Annotated in this window: 16 protein-coding genes; 11 read left to right on the plus strand and 5 right to left on the minus strand. The window is 42.5% G+C overall.

Features of this window, described 5'->3' with window-relative positions; all coding sequences use genetic code 11:
- The first annotated feature begins 114 nt into the window (after nucleotides 1-114).
- The 5 genes from ACFGVS_RS01695 (at nucleotide 115) to ACFGVS_RS01715 (ending at nucleotide 5,244) form a co-directional block, all read left to right on the plus strand.
- A complete protein-coding gene (locus ACFGVS_RS01695) occupies nucleotides 115-1,539 on the plus strand; it encodes an MATE family efflux transporter (protein WP_090650446.1) in 1,425 nt (474 codons plus the stop codon).
- 178 nt (nucleotides 1,540-1,717) lie between these two features.
- Nucleotides 1,718-2,710 (plus strand): SPFH domain-containing protein, encoded by a 993-nt coding sequence (locus ACFGVS_RS01700; protein WP_439697204.1) that lies wholly within the window; start codon nucleotides 1,718-1,720, stop codon nucleotides 2,708-2,710.
- A gap of 12 nt (nucleotides 2,711-2,722) precedes the next feature.
- On the plus strand, nucleotides 2,723-3,178 hold the full coding sequence (locus ACFGVS_RS01705; protein ID WP_090650014.1) for a tetratricopeptide repeat protein: 456 nt from the start codon (nucleotides 2,723-2,725) through the stop codon (nucleotides 3,176-3,178).
- Entirely contained in the window at nucleotides 3,179-4,303 is a 1,125-nt protein-coding gene (locus tag ACFGVS_RS01710; RefSeq protein ID WP_439697205.1) for a hypothetical protein, read from the plus strand.
- A 5-nt stretch (nucleotides 4,304-4,308) separates the two neighbouring features.
- Nucleotides 4,309-5,244, plus strand: a complete 936-nt coding sequence (locus tag ACFGVS_RS01715; RefSeq protein ID WP_439697206.1) for a hypothetical protein — start codon at nucleotides 4,309-4,311, stop codon at nucleotides 5,242-5,244.
- Here the strand turns inward: ACFGVS_RS01715 and ACFGVS_RS01720 are convergent.
- Both ACFGVS_RS01720 and ACFGVS_RS01725 read right to left on the minus strand, forming a co-directional pair.
- Nucleotides 5,215-5,607, minus strand: a complete 393-nt coding sequence (locus tag ACFGVS_RS01720) for a VOC family protein (RefSeq protein WP_439697207.1) — start codon at nucleotides 5,605-5,607, stop codon at nucleotides 5,215-5,217. The genes ACFGVS_RS01715 and ACFGVS_RS01720 overlap by 30 nt on opposite strands.
- Before the next feature lie 92 nt (nucleotides 5,608-5,699).
- Nucleotides 5,700-6,290: a DUF4202 domain-containing protein gene (locus ACFGVS_RS01725; RefSeq protein WP_439697208.1), complete on the minus strand. Its 591-nt coding sequence runs from the start codon at nucleotides 6,288-6,290 to the stop codon at nucleotides 5,700-5,702.
- Nucleotides 6,291-6,454: 164 nt separating this feature from the next.
- Here ACFGVS_RS01725 and ACFGVS_RS01730 point away from each other — a divergent pair, with 164 nt between their 5' ends.
- Nucleotides 6,455-7,303, plus strand: coding sequence for an isocitrate lyase/PEP mutase family protein (locus ACFGVS_RS01730; protein WP_439697209.1), 849 nt, complete (start codon nucleotides 6,455-6,457; stop codon nucleotides 7,301-7,303).
- 82 nt (nucleotides 7,304-7,385) lie between these two features.
- Here ACFGVS_RS01730 and ACFGVS_RS01735 read toward each other — a convergent pair whose 3' ends face one another.
- Together ACFGVS_RS01735 and ACFGVS_RS01740 are read right to left on the minus strand one after the other, a co-directional pair.
- Nucleotides 7,386-8,612, minus strand: a complete 1,227-nt coding sequence (locus tag ACFGVS_RS01735) for a pyridoxal phosphate-dependent aminotransferase (protein ID WP_439697210.1) — start codon at nucleotides 8,610-8,612, stop codon at nucleotides 7,386-7,388.
- Between the two features lie 161 nt (nucleotides 8,613-8,773).
- Nucleotides 8,774-9,172: a DUF1573 domain-containing protein gene (locus ACFGVS_RS01740; protein WP_090650036.1), complete on the minus strand. Its 399-nt coding sequence runs from the start codon at nucleotides 9,170-9,172 to the stop codon at nucleotides 8,774-8,776.
- A 136-nt stretch (nucleotides 9,173-9,308) separates the two neighbouring features.
- Here ACFGVS_RS01740 and ACFGVS_RS01745 point away from each other — a divergent pair, with 136 nt between their 5' ends.
- The 3 genes from ACFGVS_RS01745 to ACFGVS_RS01755 all read left to right on the plus strand — a co-directional run bounded on the left by ACFGVS_RS01745 (nucleotide 9,309) and on the right by ACFGVS_RS01755 (nucleotide 13,427).
- A complete protein-coding gene (locus tag ACFGVS_RS01745) occupies nucleotides 9,309-11,741 on the plus strand; it encodes a thiamine pyrophosphate-dependent enzyme (protein ID WP_439697211.1) in 2,433 nt (810 codons plus the stop codon).
- 98 nt (nucleotides 11,742-11,839) lie between these two features.
- Nucleotides 11,840-12,421 carry a nitroreductase family protein gene (locus tag ACFGVS_RS01750; protein ID WP_439697212.1) on the plus strand — a complete coding sequence of 194 codons (582 nt, stop codon included), beginning with the start codon at nucleotides 11,840-11,842 and terminating at the stop codon, nucleotides 12,419-12,421.
- A 220-nt stretch (nucleotides 12,422-12,641) separates the two neighbouring features.
- Nucleotides 12,642-13,427, plus strand: coding sequence for a murein L,D-transpeptidase catalytic domain family protein (locus ACFGVS_RS01755; RefSeq protein ID WP_090650046.1), 786 nt, complete (start codon nucleotides 12,642-12,644; stop codon nucleotides 13,425-13,427).
- Between the two features lie 59 nt (nucleotides 13,428-13,486).
- Here ACFGVS_RS01755 and ACFGVS_RS01760 read toward each other — a convergent pair whose 3' ends face one another.
- Nucleotides 13,487-15,028: a L,D-transpeptidase family protein gene (locus ACFGVS_RS01760; protein WP_439697213.1), complete on the minus strand. Its 1,542-nt coding sequence runs from the start codon at nucleotides 15,026-15,028 to the stop codon at nucleotides 13,487-13,489.
- A 132-nt stretch (nucleotides 15,029-15,160) separates the two neighbouring features.
- Here ACFGVS_RS01760 and ACFGVS_RS01765 point away from each other — a divergent pair, with 132 nt between their 5' ends.
- Together ACFGVS_RS01765 and ACFGVS_RS01770 are read left to right on the plus strand one after the other, a co-directional pair.
- On the plus strand, nucleotides 15,161-16,168 hold the full coding sequence (locus ACFGVS_RS01765) for a glycosyl hydrolase (RefSeq protein ID WP_439697214.1): 1,008 nt from the start codon (nucleotides 15,161-15,163) through the stop codon (nucleotides 16,166-16,168).
- Complete coding sequence (locus tag ACFGVS_RS01770) at nucleotides 16,168-16,686, plus strand: DinB family protein (RefSeq protein WP_439697215.1); 519 nt, start codon at nucleotides 16,168-16,170, stop codon at nucleotides 16,684-16,686. Before ACFGVS_RS01765 ends, ACFGVS_RS01770 begins: the two co-directional genes overlap by 1 nt.
- Nucleotides 16,687-16,712 lie beyond the last annotated feature (26 nt).

The raw sequence follows: 16,712 nt of genomic DNA on the forward strand, positions 1-16,712 counted from the left end.
GATTTCCCTAAAATTGATTCTTAATCACTACTTGCCTAATCAAAGGTTTCATTATATTTGCTATCCAGGGTATCAGATAAAACGCCGCTCCCTAAAAAACACAAGCTTATATTTATGTCACAATCATTTACTGCAAAGGGTAAGGTATCTTCTTTTTTCTCGGTTTTAAAACAGGCAATAAAGGGTCAGGAAGTTGATTTGACCTCCATCAGCATAAAAAGGGCAATTGTTTTATTAGCTATCCCCATGATGCTGGAAATGGCCATGGAATCTGTTTTTGCACTGGTCGACCTTTATTTTGTAGGCCATTTAAAAAACAGCAGTCACGCTATTCAAACAGTGGGTTTAACCGAATCTGTTTTAACCGTAATATATTCGCTGGCCATAGGTTTAAGTATGGCTGCAACGGCAGTTGTTGCCCGCCGTATTGGCGAAAAAAATCCTGAAGCCGCATCAAAAGCCGGAATGCAAACCATCATCATAGCGGTACTTATTAATCTGGGCATAAGTATTTTTGGCTTTTTACATGCCCGGGGGCTGCTTTTGATTATGGGCGCTTCTGCAGAAACGGCAGATCATGGAACTCCATTCGTTCGCATTATGATGGGGGGTAGCATCATCATTGTATTGTTGTTTTTGATTAACGGGATTTTCAGAGGTGCCGGTAATGCAGCTATAGCCATGCGTAGCTTGTGGATTGCCAATATGGCAAACATTATTTTATGTCCTATTTTTATCAGGGGGCTTGGGCCAATTCCTGCTTTTGGATTAACAGGAGCAGCCATAGCCACCAGCATTGGCCGTGGTTTAGGCGTTACTTACCAGGTTTACAATTTATTTAATGGCAAAAATGCCTTAAAAATCCGCATAAGCTATTTTATACCCGATTGGCAACAGATTAAGGCGATTATAAAAATTGCTGCGCCGGGTATTTTACAATTTGTAATAGCCAGTTGCAGCTGGATATTTTTGGCACAATTGGTTGCCACAACAGGGGGAGACCATGGCTCTGCCGGTTATCAAACATCGCTCCGGCTGATGATGTTTTTCCTGCTGCCCGCCTGGGGTTTGAGCAATGCGGCCGCAACATTGGTTGGGCAAAATTTGGGGGCCGGGCATCTGGAGAGGGCAGAACAATCGGTATTTCAAACTATAAAATATACGGTTGTGTTTTTAGGCATCGTGAGCATCCTGTTTTTAACCTGCGGACATTTGTTTGCCTCATTTTTTACAGACGATGAAGAGGTTAAGAAGATAGCCACCCGCTCTTTGCAAATTTTAAGCGGGGGCTTTATTATTTATGGTGTTGGTATGGTTTTAACCAGCGCGTTTAACGGCGCCGGCGATACCTGGACACCAACAAAAATTAACGTTTTTACATTTTGGTTATTCCAAATTCCTTTCGCTTATTTAATGGCTAAGTATTTTGAAATGGGTCCAACGGGCGTTTTTGTAACCATCCCCATTTCTGAAATAGGATTGACCATAGCCGCTTACATATTATTTAAACGTGGGAAATGGAAGAAAACCATGGTGTAGCGCTTAATCTTTTAGATTTGAATAAGCGGTTTTTCTAAAAGGCGTGTTGTGCTTCATTAACTTAGACTAAATCAGGTCTCTGCGTAATTCAATCGGCTTCATTGTAATAGTAATATGTTTATTTTAAAAATAAATAATTTATATTAGCCTTGAACATTAATCATTGTCACAATTATATATGCCTGAATTAGTCGAAGTTCTTGAGTTTTTAGATAACTCGGGAAGTGTAATGGTAAAGCGGGTTCCGGATAACGGACCTACAGAAATCAAATGGGGCGCGCAACTGACTGTACGCGAAACACAGGAAGCAATTTTTTTTAGGGATGGCCAGGTAGTAGACGTTTTTGCGGCGGGGCGTTATCTGCTGGAAACGCATAATTTTCCGGTGATTACAAAATGGGTTACGAGTTTTGCTTATGGCCCTAATTCACCGTTCCGCGCCGAGGTTTATTTCACCAATAAAAAACTATTTACCAATCTGAAGTGGGGCACGCAAGAACCAATTTTGTTTGCTGACCGAGATCTGAAAATGGTACGATTACGTGCTTTTGGTAATTACACCATCCAGATATCAGATTCCCGCGTGTTTGTAAATCAAATAGTAGGCACAATGGGCATGTACCAGGATGCCGATATTGCCGATTACTTAAAAAATATTATTGTATCTAAACTAACCGGGATACTTGGAAAACAAGCACAATCGGTTATGGATTTGCCCTCGGCTTATGATACCATTAACGAAAATGTAAAAGCAGCGCTAGAGCCCGACTTTCAGAATCTGGGTTTATCACTGCACAATTTTTACATTGGCTCAATTTCCGTGCCCGAAGAAGTTCAGGAGATGATCGATCAACGATCGGGCATGTCGGCCCTGGGTAATATGGATGAGTTTATGAAATACAAAATGGCCATGTCGATTCAGGATGCTGCAAATAACGTCAACGGAATTGCAGGACAAACCGTAGGCGGTGGGGTTGGGCTGGGGATGGGTTTTATGATGCCGCAAATGGTTCAGCAGGCTATGGCGCCAACTATACAGCCAGGTACTTCGATGCCCGAACAGAAATCGCCTATCGAAAAACTCAAGGATCTTAAAAGCCTTTTGGATTTGGGGATTATTACCCAAGCTGAGTTTGATCAAAAGAAAGCACAATTGTTAAGTCTTATATAACCTTATCCACTTATGACGAATAGTCATCCATATGAATTGTTTGCTGCAGCCAGCCAACTGGTTCAGCAACAATTACTATTTGACGCCATGCGGCAATTCATGGACATTACCCGGCTTTATCCAGATCATGAACTGGCGGATGATGCCTTGTATAATGCCGGACTTTGTCATTTTCACATGAACTCCTTTAAGTCCGCCATTCTTATCTTTCGCGAACTCATTCAGAACTATCCGGATGCCACAATTTATCAGGATGATAATACCAGGGAATTCGGCCGTACGGCCGCTAAAGCTCATTATTCCATCATCAACTGCTACCTGGGATTGAACGAGGTCGAGGAAGCAAAAGCGGAATTGGCCATGCTCAGTAATTTTGAAGATGCATATGTTTTCTCTGCAATGAACGAAACTATCAGCTACAAAAACCTGGGCCTGATTGCGATACAAACATTTGAACAGCTTAAATAAATGGAACCGGCTACCACACAACCCGTCAGCGGCAGCAATGCCTGTAGTAATTGCGGCGCAAACCTCGAATACGATTTCACAACAAATACTAATAAATGCCCCTATTGCGGAAGCGCTTTTAAGACGAATAAATCAACTGAGCATTCAATAACCGGGCCGGCACCTGATGCGGGCTGCATTCGTTTCAGGAATGACCTTTCAAAATTCAGAGATGCGGTAATTAAGTTTCTCAGCAGCGGCGATAAAACGCCCGTCAACCTGTTATTCGAAGCGGAGTTCCTGCCCGTCGAGCAGATATATGTTCCGTTTTACCAGTTTAGTGGTACTTATACTGGTTATTATAACACGATTGATAATAACGGAAAAGTACTTAGTCAGAACACTCCGCTTAGTGGCAATTTTTCAGTTTCGGTTTACGGCGGTGAAAGTAAGGCGGAGGGAGAAAACATGGCGGTCTTTGTCAATCGTGTCGACAAAAAGCTAATAATTCCAGTTAATGCTATCCAAACAGACGGTATTAAATTAACTGATAGCCAACCGGAACAAAAAGCCTGGGATAATTTGGGCCAGTTACAAGCGGCTAACCAGGTTTATAGCGAACTTACTAGTACTGATTCGGCGCATAAACATCAACACTATTTAAAATATGACACTAAATCGGCCAGTAAATTTTATTACCCCGGCTGGCGGGCAGTATATTATTACCATGGGAATGACTACGCCATTTACATGGACGATGTGACCGGGGAACTAAACGGCAGGAGACCGGCTGATGCCAGTTTCGAACCTCCTCAACAATCGACTGTTTATAAAAAATATCTGTTAATCGGCTTAGGGCTTTGGTTTGGTGTCCTGGTTTTACGCGCTGCATTGACAGCATTTGCCGGAGATTATTTTGACTTCAAGAATCACTCTTTAAATAACATCATTTTTAGTGAGCCTGTAGGGTTTTATTGGTTGTTACGCGGTGCGTTTTTTCTGGGCTTGCTCCCGCTATTGATGGTAAAAGTACTGTATAAAAAGACTGTTGCAGACTATTATGCCGCGCTTGCCCGGGTACGGAGCGGTAACCTCGACCTTTTAGCATCAGGGAGGAAATCTATCAAATTTCGCCAAATACGTTAAAGTTCATGGATCCCCTGAAATTAAGTAAATGTAGTAATTGCGGTGCCGAACTGGAATCCGCGGCTAATACAACTATAAAATGTGCTTACTGCGGCAGCATATTTGAAACTGCGATAAGTGAGGTGTCGCCCTCCGCCACGCCGTTAAGCGAGGATGAAGAAGCCTTTCAACCTGTTGAAACTTCACGAGCGAGTCCTGGCGTTAGTCAAGAAAAAAATAGCAGTTCTGGAGCAATCATCATCACCATCTGCGTGTTGGTGTTAATAGGGCTGATAACCACAATCCATAATTACACCATTGAAAATACCACTAACAATACAGCCGATTCGGTTGCTATTGACAGCGTTGCGTCGATCAATAAGGCAAAAAAAGACAGCGCCGGTGTAATTAGTAATGAGGCAAAGCAAGGTGCATCGTCGAAATCTGCACTCAAAGAATTGTCTTCAATTGTAGTGGATGCCGCAACGTTCAGAAAACTTTATCGCAATGCGCGCAAAAAACATGATCAGTTTTCGGGCAATACATTTATCTATGATCAAAGCTCCCCACGTTATGTGAATATCAATGGCATATTCGCCTATATTAGTACGGAGGACAGTAGTTACGCACTCCGGTTTACCACTCAATACACCTCAAAGGATTGGTTATTCATTAAAAATATGACTTTCAATGCCGGTGGCGAAAATTTTGATTACGCGCCTGATTTTAAAAGAGATAATGGCGACGGTGCAACATGGGAATGGAGCGACGAAGAAGTCCCTGAGGCAAACCTTTCCATGCTGGTAAGGATAGCCATTTCCAAAAAAGCAAAAGTTAGATACGATGGCGATAAATACTATGATGTTGTAACGGTAACCCGCACGCAACAGGCAGCGCTAAAAAGGCAGCTTCAAATTTATAAAGGGCTACTTTTAGGCTACGATAGGCCGGCCAAAAAATAAAACATAGCCATCGGCATCTGTTACTTCAAAACCACGCAACCCGTCGCTATTGTTGTGGATGGGTTGCCGGAAGCTTATGCCGGCCCGGCTGAATTCCTCAAATAAAGCATCAGGATCTTCGGTAGAAATGTATGCATCCCAGGCGGCCCATTCGTGTCGGGTAGGATTGGGGATGGGTTTTATGTCGGCTGTAATGGCCTTTAGCATTAAGGAAACGGGTCCGCGGCCCACCATAGCAAAAAACGGATCGCCCTCGGGCCCCATGTACCGAACTTCAAACCCAAGTTTAGTTACATAGAAATCAACCGAATCGGTTAAATCGGAAACAATAAAAAAAGGCGAAATAAAATTAAGCTTTGACATTATTTTACATTTCTACAATATGACAAACTGCCTCATCAGGACAGTTTATAACTCATCTGCGCTACAAAAACTTACTTACAGCCCCGTTATAATTACAAATTGCTTAAGGCCTCATTGATTAACGCTAACCCATTTTCCGAATAAGGCAATTGTAATGCGAACTGATGCCCGTGCCCGTCCATTTTTAATAATGATTTCCGAAGGATATTAATTATTTTCTCCGGTTCCTGCTCGTATTTTTTCCTGAATTCTTCATATTGTAATTGCAGGAATACCAGGCAAAGCGCATTCTCCATGGTCTGCACATCAGCATCAACCTTAATTCGTTTCTTCAGGATGATTTGTTTAACACGATCCGATGTTTCGTCGTTATAACCCGCATCTTTCATTAAACGGTCTGCAATGGCAGCATGATGCAAGGCCAGGTCTTTGCGCCATTTCAGGTATGGCTCACGTCCCTCCGGGTAATCTTCACGCGGAATTTCCCATCGCCCAATGTGCTGACTTCTGGATGCCAATAATAATTCTTCACCAGCGTCCGGAGTTAATTTTAAAACCCATTCATATAATTTAACAGCAAAAAAGTATTCTTGCGGCTCAGTTACACCTTCCCATGTAAAACTGCGTGGATCTTGCTTATTATAAGCATCAAAAAGCTCAAATGCCTTACTTAGTTTACTCATAGGTTGAAAATAAGTTAAATATTTATAATGCCATCATAGTTTTTTTAATTGGCACAAATTCCGGCAGCTTACTAATCCAAATTTAACTACTGAACCTAAATAGTCTTGCTTGAAATCACAAATATCCAATAGATTTGTTTGTTATCCATCTAACCAATAATCTTATGAGTACATCTACAGCAAATTTAGTTGAAGCCAGGGCCAATGAGTTTAAAATGCTGCATCAAAGGACTGGTATTTTTGTAGTTCCTAATCCCTGGGATGCGGGGTCGGCAATGATTTTGGAATCGTTGGGGTTCAAGGCGCTTGCTACAACAAGCGCGGGGGTTGCCTTCTCTTTGGGTAAGCCTGATGGGCATGCTTCCATTACACGGGAGGAGACGTTGCAGAATGTGAAAAATATCATTGCGGCAACCAGTTTGCCGGTATCTGCCGACCTGGAAAATGGCTATGCCGACGACCCTATGGTTTGTGCCGAAACGATTAACCTTGCTGCAAATATCGGTTTAGCAGGAGGCTCTATTGAAGATGCCACCGGGAATCCGGCCGATCCCATTTACCCGTTTGAATTGGCTGTTGAACGGGTGAAGGCTGCCGTACAAGCGGCCGGTGATAGCCCGTATCCGTTTACATTAACTGCCAGGGCCGAAAATTTGATATATGGCAGGCCCGATTTAAAAGATACCATTAAACGGCTTGTGGCCTTTGCCGATGCCGGAGCCGATGTGTTATTTGCACCCGGCCTTAAAACGCGCCAGGAAATTGAGGCAGTGGTTAAGGCTGTAGCGCCGCGCCCGGTTAATGTAGTTATGGGCCTTTCGGGTAGCGATTTTTCGTTGAATATGCTCGCAGATATTGGCGTGAAGCGTGTAAGTATTGGCTCATCGCTCATCCGGGCAGCTTACGGGGCGGTTTTTAGGGCGGCAGAAGAGATACTTCAAAACGGTACTTTTAGCTATGCAGACCATGCGAAGCCGTATGGTAATTTGAATAAGTTATTCGGAGGGCATTAAAAAAAAACTGTTAAGCAACAAAACCCGGCGTTAGCCAGGTTTTGTTGTAAAGTATGATAAAATAAATGCGTGCTAAAAAACACTAATTTTTAGCAACAAGATGCTCCGTTGCCACTACTTTTCCGGGATACACCTTCAAAGCCTCCTCCAAACAAATCATGGCGCTTTTTAAGTCGTCGTTGTTAAGTACATAGGCCATGCGTACTTCATTTATCCCGGCGCCCGGCGTGCTGTAAAAGCCCGTTGCCGGTGCCATCATTACAGTTTGATTATTGTAGTCGAAACTTTCCAGCATCCATTGGCAAAACTTATCGGCATCGTCAATTGGGAGTTGGGCAACCACATAAAAAGCGCCTCCGGGATTGGGGCAATAAACCCCATCTATGTTATTTAATGCGGTTACCAGGGTGTTTCGCCTGCTGGTATACTCTTTATTTACAGCTTCAAAATATTCATCGGGCGTATCAACGGCTGCCTCGCCGGCAATTTGTTCAACCATGCCTGCACTCAAACGGGCCTGGGCAAATTTTAACGCCGCTGTGCGTAATGCTGCATTTTTAGTAATCAGGCAGCCTAAACGGGCACCGCATGCGCTGTAACGCTTGCTTACGGTATCCATAACCACCACGTTATCGTCCAGTCCATCTAAATGCATCGGCGAAATAAATTTACGGCCATCGTAGCAAAACTCGCGGTAAGCCTCGTCTGAAAACAAGTACAGATCGTATTTTAAACACAATGCCCTTAAAGCCTCCAATTCTTCCTGCGAATACAGGTACCCTGTTGGATTGTTAGGATTGCAAATGATAATAGCCTTGGTTTTATCAGTAATCAGCTTTTCAAATTCGCTGATAGGGGGCAGGGCAAATCCGTTATCAATGTATGATAAGATAGGTTTTACCACAATATCGCTCTGGCTGGCAAAACCATTGTAATTGGCATAAAAAGGTTCAGGGATTATTACTTCATCACCAGAATCTAAACAGGCCATCATAGCTATGGTAATGGCTTCAGACCCGCCGGTGGTTACAATGATGTTATCCGGCGTAATATTGTAGCCTAATTTGTTATAGTATTGTGTAAGCTTTTTACGATAGCTCAAAGTACCCTCGGATGGGGTATAGGCCCAAACTTTAAAATCAATGTTTTTAATGGCATTTAACATTCCTTCAGGCGTTTGAATATCCGGTTGCCCAATATTTAAATGGTACACTTTTTTGCCGTCCAGCTTAGCCTGGTCAGCATAAGGTGTTAATTTACGAATAGGAGATGCGGGCATTCGCTGCCCTTTCTGAGATATTTTTGGCATGTGCAAAATTACAAAAAAATTATCCGGCTCTGAAAACAGTTGCCCTGGTTAAAATCCGGATTCATTATAATGATTGTCAAATGAATTTCAAAAAAAAACACCGCGTCGCGGTGTTCAATATTTTATTTAAGCCTCCCTTCCGGGGAGGGTTTGGCTGGCGTTTATTTACTTGAGGCCGGTTTGGCAATAACTTCACCTATAATATTTAAATATTTTTCGGGTGTAACCGCGTTTGATTTAACCACGATAGTTTTGTTAAAAGGGGCAGCCACTGCAGCGTTATAAGTGATTTTAATTAAACCTTTATCACCGCTTTTTACAGGGGTTTTGGTATAATCTGCAATAGTGCAACCGCAGGTTGGCCTTACTTCGGTAAGTATAAGTGGCTCTTTACCAATGTTTGTAAATTCAAAAACGGTAGTAACAGGTGTACCCTGGGGTACTTTCCCAAAGTCGTGCTTCTCTTCGTTGAATTTAAACTCGGCTTTTTGGTTATCTTGTGCCGATGCAGTGAAGGCAAAACCTAAAACCACTGCGCAGATCATTAATATCTTTTTCATATACTATATTTGATTAATACAAATATAAAAGGTTTAACGTAATAACAAAACTATTAGCAATACTTCATGTTTTAAGTGTTACTATACCAAATACAAAATAGAATTTTATAATTTTACCGTCTAAACGAAATTTTATATGCCTGGAACTGCAATTCGTGCCACCAGTAAATTTGATACCGCAGAGCTTAGTTTTGATGATTTTAAAAAGATCGTTATTGAAGATTATCGTATTGGTTATGAGAGCAGACAAGCCAGTATTATAGGCCGCAAAGAGGTATTAACGGGCAAGGCCAAGTTTGGTATTTTTGGCGATGGCAAAGAGGTTGCACAACTGGCTATGGCCAAAGCCTTCCGCGCCGGCGATTGGCGCGCAGGCTATTACCGCGACCAAACTTTTATGTTTGCCACGGGCATGAGCAACCTGAGGGAATTTTTTGCCCAGCTTTATGCCCATCCTGATGTAGAAAAAGATCCTGCCTCAGCCGGCCGGCAAATGAACTGCCACTATGCTACCCGCTTTATTAATGCCGATGGCAGTTGGATAAACCAGGCCGATACAATGAATTGCTCATCGGATATATCAACCACAGGTGGTCATATGCCACGTTTGCTGGGTTTGGCTTATGCATCAAAACTATATCGTCAGAATAAAGAATTAGAATATCTTAAACAGTTTTCGGTTAATGGTAACGAAGTTGCCTTTGGGAGTATTGGTAATGGTGCCACATCCGAAGGTGTATTTTTTGAATGCTTCAACGCAGCGGGCGTGCTACAGGTGCCGATGGCCATATCCATCTGGGACGATGCCTATGCTATTTCGGTGCCGGCTAAACTCCAAACTACCAAAGAAGATATTTCTGAAATATTAAAAGGTTTTCAGCGCGAAAATGGCTCAAATGGCTTCGAGATTTTTAAAGTAAAAGGCTGGGATTATATAGCACTTTGCGAAACCTACGCCCGTGCCATTACTTTATGCCGCGAAGAACATGTTCCGGTACTGATCCACGTTACCGAGATGACACAGCCACAAGGCCATTCAACGTCGGGTTCACACGAACGATATAAATCAAAAGATCGCCTGGCCTGGGAGGATGAGCACGATTGTTTGATAAAAATGCGCCAATGGATGATTGCTTCGGCCATCTCAACCGAACAAGAGCTGGATGAATTAGAAGCAGAGGCCAAAAAATATGTACGCGACTGCCAGCGTGAAGCAGCAGGGGAGTTAGTAACCCTGATAAATGCCGAACTGGAAGAAGCGGCCAAAATGATTGAACAATTTGCCGAAGGTGTTTCTGTTAAACAACAATTGACAGAAATAGTAGCCGAATTGCATAAAAGTTATGACGCCGGCCGCAAAGAAATTGTCTCTGCTGTAAGGAAAACTTTGAGGGCTACCGCTAAGGAGGACTCGGCTGAAAGGCAAATACTCGTAAACTGGTTAAATACTGAAAAGGAAAAAAATAACGAAAGATACAACACAAAGTTATTTTCAAATACACCACAATCACCTCTTTATGTGCCCGTTGTTCCTGCAACCTACAGTGATGATGCGCGCTCAATTGATGGCCGTGAAGTTTTAAACGCTTGTTTCGACGCCAATTTTGCAAGGGATAAAACCATTGTCGCATTCGGTGAAGACGTAGGCGCTATAGGAGATGTAAACCAGGGGTTTGCCGGCCTGCAAAGCAAGTATGGCGATTTGCGGATAACTGATACCGGTATCCGTGAAACCTCCATTATTGGGCAGGGTATGGGTTTGGCTATGCGTGGCTTAAAGCCGATTGCCGAAATTCAATATCTTGATTACCTGATATATGCTATGACGGTTATCTGCGATGATATTGGTAGCCTGAGTTACCGTACTTTCGGCGGGCAAAAAGCACCGTTAATTATACGCACCCGCGGGCACCGCCTGGAAGGTATCTGGCATTCGGGCTCACCATTAGGGATGATATTAGGCTCCATGCGCGGGTTTCATATCTGCGTGCCACGTAACATGACCCAGGCCGCAGGTATGTACAACACTTTGCTGCGCGGTGATGAACCAGCATTGGTTATCGAAAGCCTTAACGGCTACCGCCTGAAAGAAAAACTCCCTGCAAACGTTGGCGAGTTTACCGTTCCGCTGGGTAAGGCCGAGATTATGCGGGAGGGGGCCGATGTTACCGTGGTATCATACGGCTCAACGTTGCGTATCGTTTTAGAGGCTGCCGAAGAGTTGGAAAAAATGGGTATTAACATTGAAGTTATCGACCCGCAAACTTTATATCCGTTTGATAAAGAGAACCTTTGTGGCACTTCGTTGAAGAAAACAAATAAGCTGCTGGTTGTTGACGAGGATGTTCCGGGCGCGGCATCGGCTTATATTATTCAGCAAATAGTTGAGGCCCAAAAAGGATATTATTCGTTAGATAGCCAGCCGCGTACATTAACTGCGAAAGAGCACCGCCCGCCGTATGGTTCAGATGGCGATTACTTTAGCAAACCATCTCTTGATGATATTGTTGAGGCTGTTTATGCGATTGTAAGTGAAGCAAACCCAGGCAAATTTCCGCCGATCTTTTAAGTATCAAGTAGTTAGTATCAAGTATCAAGATTTTTTAAAAGACGCTATGATATTTACTTGATACTAACTACCTGATACTATGTACTAAATTTAAAACCATGGATTCTAATTCTTTTGCTGCCGTTGCCAGCGTTATAAAAACTCGTCGTTCGGTTAAACCAAATATGATGAACGGGCACAAGGCACCAAATGGTCATGTTGCTGCCCTGCTTGAACTTGCTGATTGGGCGCCAACACACGGTTTTACCGAGCCGTGGCGCTTTATTGTATATGAAGATCCCACTAAGTTTTGCCAAATTCATGCTGACGTTTATAAGCAAGGGATAAACGCCGAAGAATTTAATGAAACTGTTTACAGCAACCTCCAACACCAGGGTGATAAATCATCTCATGTTATTATTGCCATTATGGAGAGGGGGAACCTGTTAAAAATCCCCGCGTTTGAGGAGGTAGCTGCAGTTTCCAGCGCTATTCAAAACATCCTGCTTGGCGCTACAGCCTTAAGTATGGCTTCATTCTGGAGTACAGGTGGTGCAATATTAAAACCAGGTTTTAAAGAATTTTTACAGTTGCGTGAAGAGGATCAGGTAATGGGCGTATTGTACCTCGGTTATGCTGATCAAAATCCCGAAGGAAAAAGAACCGTTCCCCTCGAAAATAAAGTTAAATGGATTAAATAAATAATCCTAACCTTTCCATTATTTCCACCGTATAAACTTGTATTAAAGTTTCTTTTATTGAAATAAAATTTCACAATAACTAAAAATATGTTAAAATGATTTTTTAATTAGATTGAAATTTATACATTTGTAATTGTCCGGTTCCTAATACCGGTCAATTTATCAATTCTAAGCCTTCACTAATTTAACTTATTGATTAAAAATTAAACTCAACACAAGTATGAGGAAATGTTTTTGGGGCTTAATATTGGCGATTTTTTTATTTTCTGCAACGGTTATTAGCTGGAGATCGCCAAATGCTAACAAATCAAACGGAGGGGTAAATTCTGGTCTTGCTGCCAAGGAATTATTTAATCAGTACGTCAATAGCCTTTATGTGGCTACAGGGTTGCAAGGATCGGGGTTGGCTTTTGATGTATTTGAAAAAGCCTTTACCGGTTATACCAATCTGAAATTATCACATAAAATACCAGAAAACAGCGCGGTGTTAACCATAGTCGATTTCAGTAAATCAAGTCGCGAAAAACGCATGTGGATTGTCAATTTATTTAGTAAGCAACTGTTGTTAAATACCTGGGTGGCCCACGGATCTGGAAGCGGAATGGAAATGGCCGAGCACTTTTCTGATCGTAACGATTCGCACCAAAGCAGTTTAGGTTTTTATCTTACCGATAATGTTTACATAGGCAAACATGGCCGGTCGTTGCATTTGGATGGATTGGATTCTGGTTTTAATGCCAGTGCCCGTTTTCGTGATATTGTTGTTCATGCAGCAAAATACGTAGGCCAAAGTGCCATTGATCAGCAGGGACGTTTAGGCCGTAGTTTCGGCTGCCCGGCTGTAGCACCCAATGTCGTTAATTTTGTGATCGACAACATCCAGGGTAAATCGGTACTTTTTATCAATGGTAATGATGATACCTACACTTCAAAATATCTTGATGAAACAGCACTTTTAAACCAGGTAGCGGCCGATTCTACATCTTTTGATATAGCAAAGCTATAAAATATAGCCTATCCAATTATAAATCTGAATGCCCGGCCTAACCAAGCCGGGCATTTTTTTTATTTGCTCAGAAATTTTTTCAGGTGAGCATATAGCACAATGTCCAGTCCATATACATCTTGCCTAAATTGTAATGTGCCAGTTTCGTCAGCCCAACAGGTAACGTATGTGATATAAATAGGTGTTTTTTTAGGCAGCGCTATGCTGGTAGGGTCTGGATTGTCAGAAGCCATGTCTTTTGCAATGGTATCAAATTCTTCGCCCTCTCCAAAAAGGTTTTTTGCCAGCGCCTGAGGATCTCCAAGGCGCACACAACCATGGCTCACGGCCCGCATGGCTTTTCCGAATGCAGATTTTGCCGGGGTATCATGCAGGTAAACACTGCTTTTGTTTTTAAACAGGAATTTTATCTTGCCTAAAGAGTTATCCTCCCCGGGCCGCTGTTTAAAATCATAGTCCAGGTTGTCTTTGGTAACAGTACTCCAGTCAACATCTTCGGGGTTATCAATCAGGTTTCCGTCTTTGTAAACATCAATATTTTTGTTGGATAGGTAATACCTGTCTTTGGCGGCCTCTATTATAATTTCTTTGGTGGCTATGCTTCGTGGTATGTTCCATACGGGGTTTACATCAACGCTATGAATTAAGCTGCTCAACTGCGGCGTTTCACGCGCGAATGGTTTATCAATTGCACAGGTATCATCATATTTAATCAGGCTGTTTTGCGCATTCATATTTCGGCCCTGGCCAACACAAACTTTCATATTTAATACAGATTTGCCATTTTCAAAAACATCAAGCCTGTAATCCGGGATATTTACATATACATATTTGGGCTCATAAGGCTTGTTTCGCCAGCGCAAACGTTCCATATTAACCAACAGATACCGTTGGGCTTCTTCTTTTGATAAGCCATCAAACGTATCACCGTGCAGGTATGCATTTTGCAAGGCAATATACTGTGGGTCTTTAGGTTGGATGCTATCCAGGTACGCCCTTGTATCTGTGGCCATAAGCACAGCTTTCATCGATGTACTGTCTGGCCGTTTGGTGACGGTAAAATACCTCGAATAGATTTTTTTTGGATTAAGTAAGCCAAACTGCATGGCACTGGCATATTTTGTTAATGAGCTGGTTGCCAGTAATTCCAATTTTGCCAGGTCGGCATAAGCTTCATCTGTAGTTTTGATGCTGTTTACATCATGAAACTTAGCAATCATAGCTTTTAGTTCCGTGGTGCTAAATAGCTTTGGATCGATGCCATGGTCAGTTGCTTTGTCGTAAAAATCAGGTATGGCATCCAGGTCGCCGTTGGCAAGGTGGTTCATTACAAATACCGGCAGGTAATTATTTGCTTTGTAAAAGGCTTCAACAACAGGTTCGTTGGATAGTTTTAATTTTTCATTCTCCAGTTCTTTTTTAAACGCAACGACATATGCATCGTCATCAAAATCTTTGAAGACTTTGTTTTTAGTTATTTTGAAAAGATTGTTGGCTATTTTGTCATGCTTTTCTTTGCAGCTTTGAAAAGTTAATAATAAAGCAAATGACGAAATAAGGATAAGGGAAATTGAGAGTTTATTTTTCGTGACGGGAGGCATATCTATAAAAATCTGTTAAATATAGCTTATTAATAGCAATAGCCATACCACAAAGGCTGTAAGTTTTTAATTAAATTTGAAATCAGACAATTTATCAGGAATATTTGACTAATCGCCTCAATAGGCCGCTTAATGAAAAGACAGTTATTAATTATAGCAGCAACTCTTCTGCCATTTGTGGCCGCTGCCCAGGGTTTTAAGCCGGTGAACAAAAATGCATCGCCCGAAGTGGTTAAATTACTATCCTTTTTATATCAAATAAAGGGCAGGCATGTCCTGTCTGGTCAGCAGAATTACAATAGCGATTTGAATACGTTTTCGGATAGTGCTTACGCCATTACCGGGAAATATCCTGCATTATGGGGTTCTGATTTTATGTTGTGGGGCGATAAAGACCTCGGGCAGAAGCTTGTATACGAAGCTCAAAAGAAATGGCATGATGGTTACCTGGTTACCATTATGTGGCACCAGGGCCGGCCAACCGATGATGCGCCATACGATTGGAAAACAAGTATACAGGGCAAACTTACCGATGCCGAATGGACAGAGCTAACTACACCAAATACGCCCTTGAATAAAAGATGGCTTGCCGATATAGATAAAAAAGCGGTCTATCTAAAACAGTTACGGGATTCGCATGTGCCGGTTTTGTGGCGACCTTACCACGAAATGAATGGCGTATGGTTTTGGTGGGGCGATAAAAAAGGTAAAAACGGGATCCAAAAACTTTGGAAAATGATGTACGACAGGTACACCAATTATCATAAGCTAAATAACCTGATTTGGGTATGGGGCGCAAACGGCTTGCGGGATATACCAAAAGATGAAGCGTACGATTATAAACTATATTACCCTGGTGCTGATTATGTTGATATCCTGGGTGCGGACGTTTATCACTTTGACTATGAGCAAAAGGATTACAACGAACTGCTAAGCCTGGCCAACGGTAAAATTATAGTGCTTGGCGAAACCGGCGAACTGCCCAGACCAGAGGTATTGGCAGCCCAACCCGAATGGGCCTGGTTTATGGTATGGACAAGCTGGCTATGGACGGATAATACCCATGAGCGGGTAAAGGAAATTTATAACCTGCCACAAACCCTTAACCACGATGAAGTAAAAGCCATGCTGCAAAAATAATGATTGATAAAGTTAAACTACCCGAAGTTTGGTTGCGCGGTCCATTAAATGATATCCCGGCGTTGCTGCAGCCCGTGGCACATGCTTTATTGCAGGCCAGGGAAGAGTTGAATGAGCTGATGGTCGATTTCCCGGACCCATTGTTGTGGGATAAAGTTGCTGGGCTGGCATCGCCTGGTTTTCATTTACAGCATTTGGCAGGTGTGCTCGACAGGCTTTTTACCTATGCAAAAGGCGAGGGGCTCTCCGCAGACCAATTGACCTATTTAGCCGCCGAGGGTACGCCCGCTGAAACCATTGGTTCAACTGCATTAGTTAAGCGATTTAATTTGCAGGTTGATAGCGCTGTGAAACAATTGGCCAATACCAATCAATCTACTTTAACCGATAAAAGAGGTGTGGGGCGGGCGCAGGTGCCATCAACTGTTATTGGCCTGTATGTACATGCTGCGGAGCATACTATGCGCCATTTGGGCCAATTGCTTGTTACTGTTAAGGTTTTGAAACAAGAATTGTAGAACTTACTATTCTGTGAAATGTGAAA

The sequence above is a fragment of the Mucilaginibacter sediminis genome (genome assembly GCF_051903035.1).
Taxonomy (GTDB): domain Bacteria; phylum Bacteroidota; class Bacteroidia; order Sphingobacteriales; family Sphingobacteriaceae; genus Mucilaginibacter.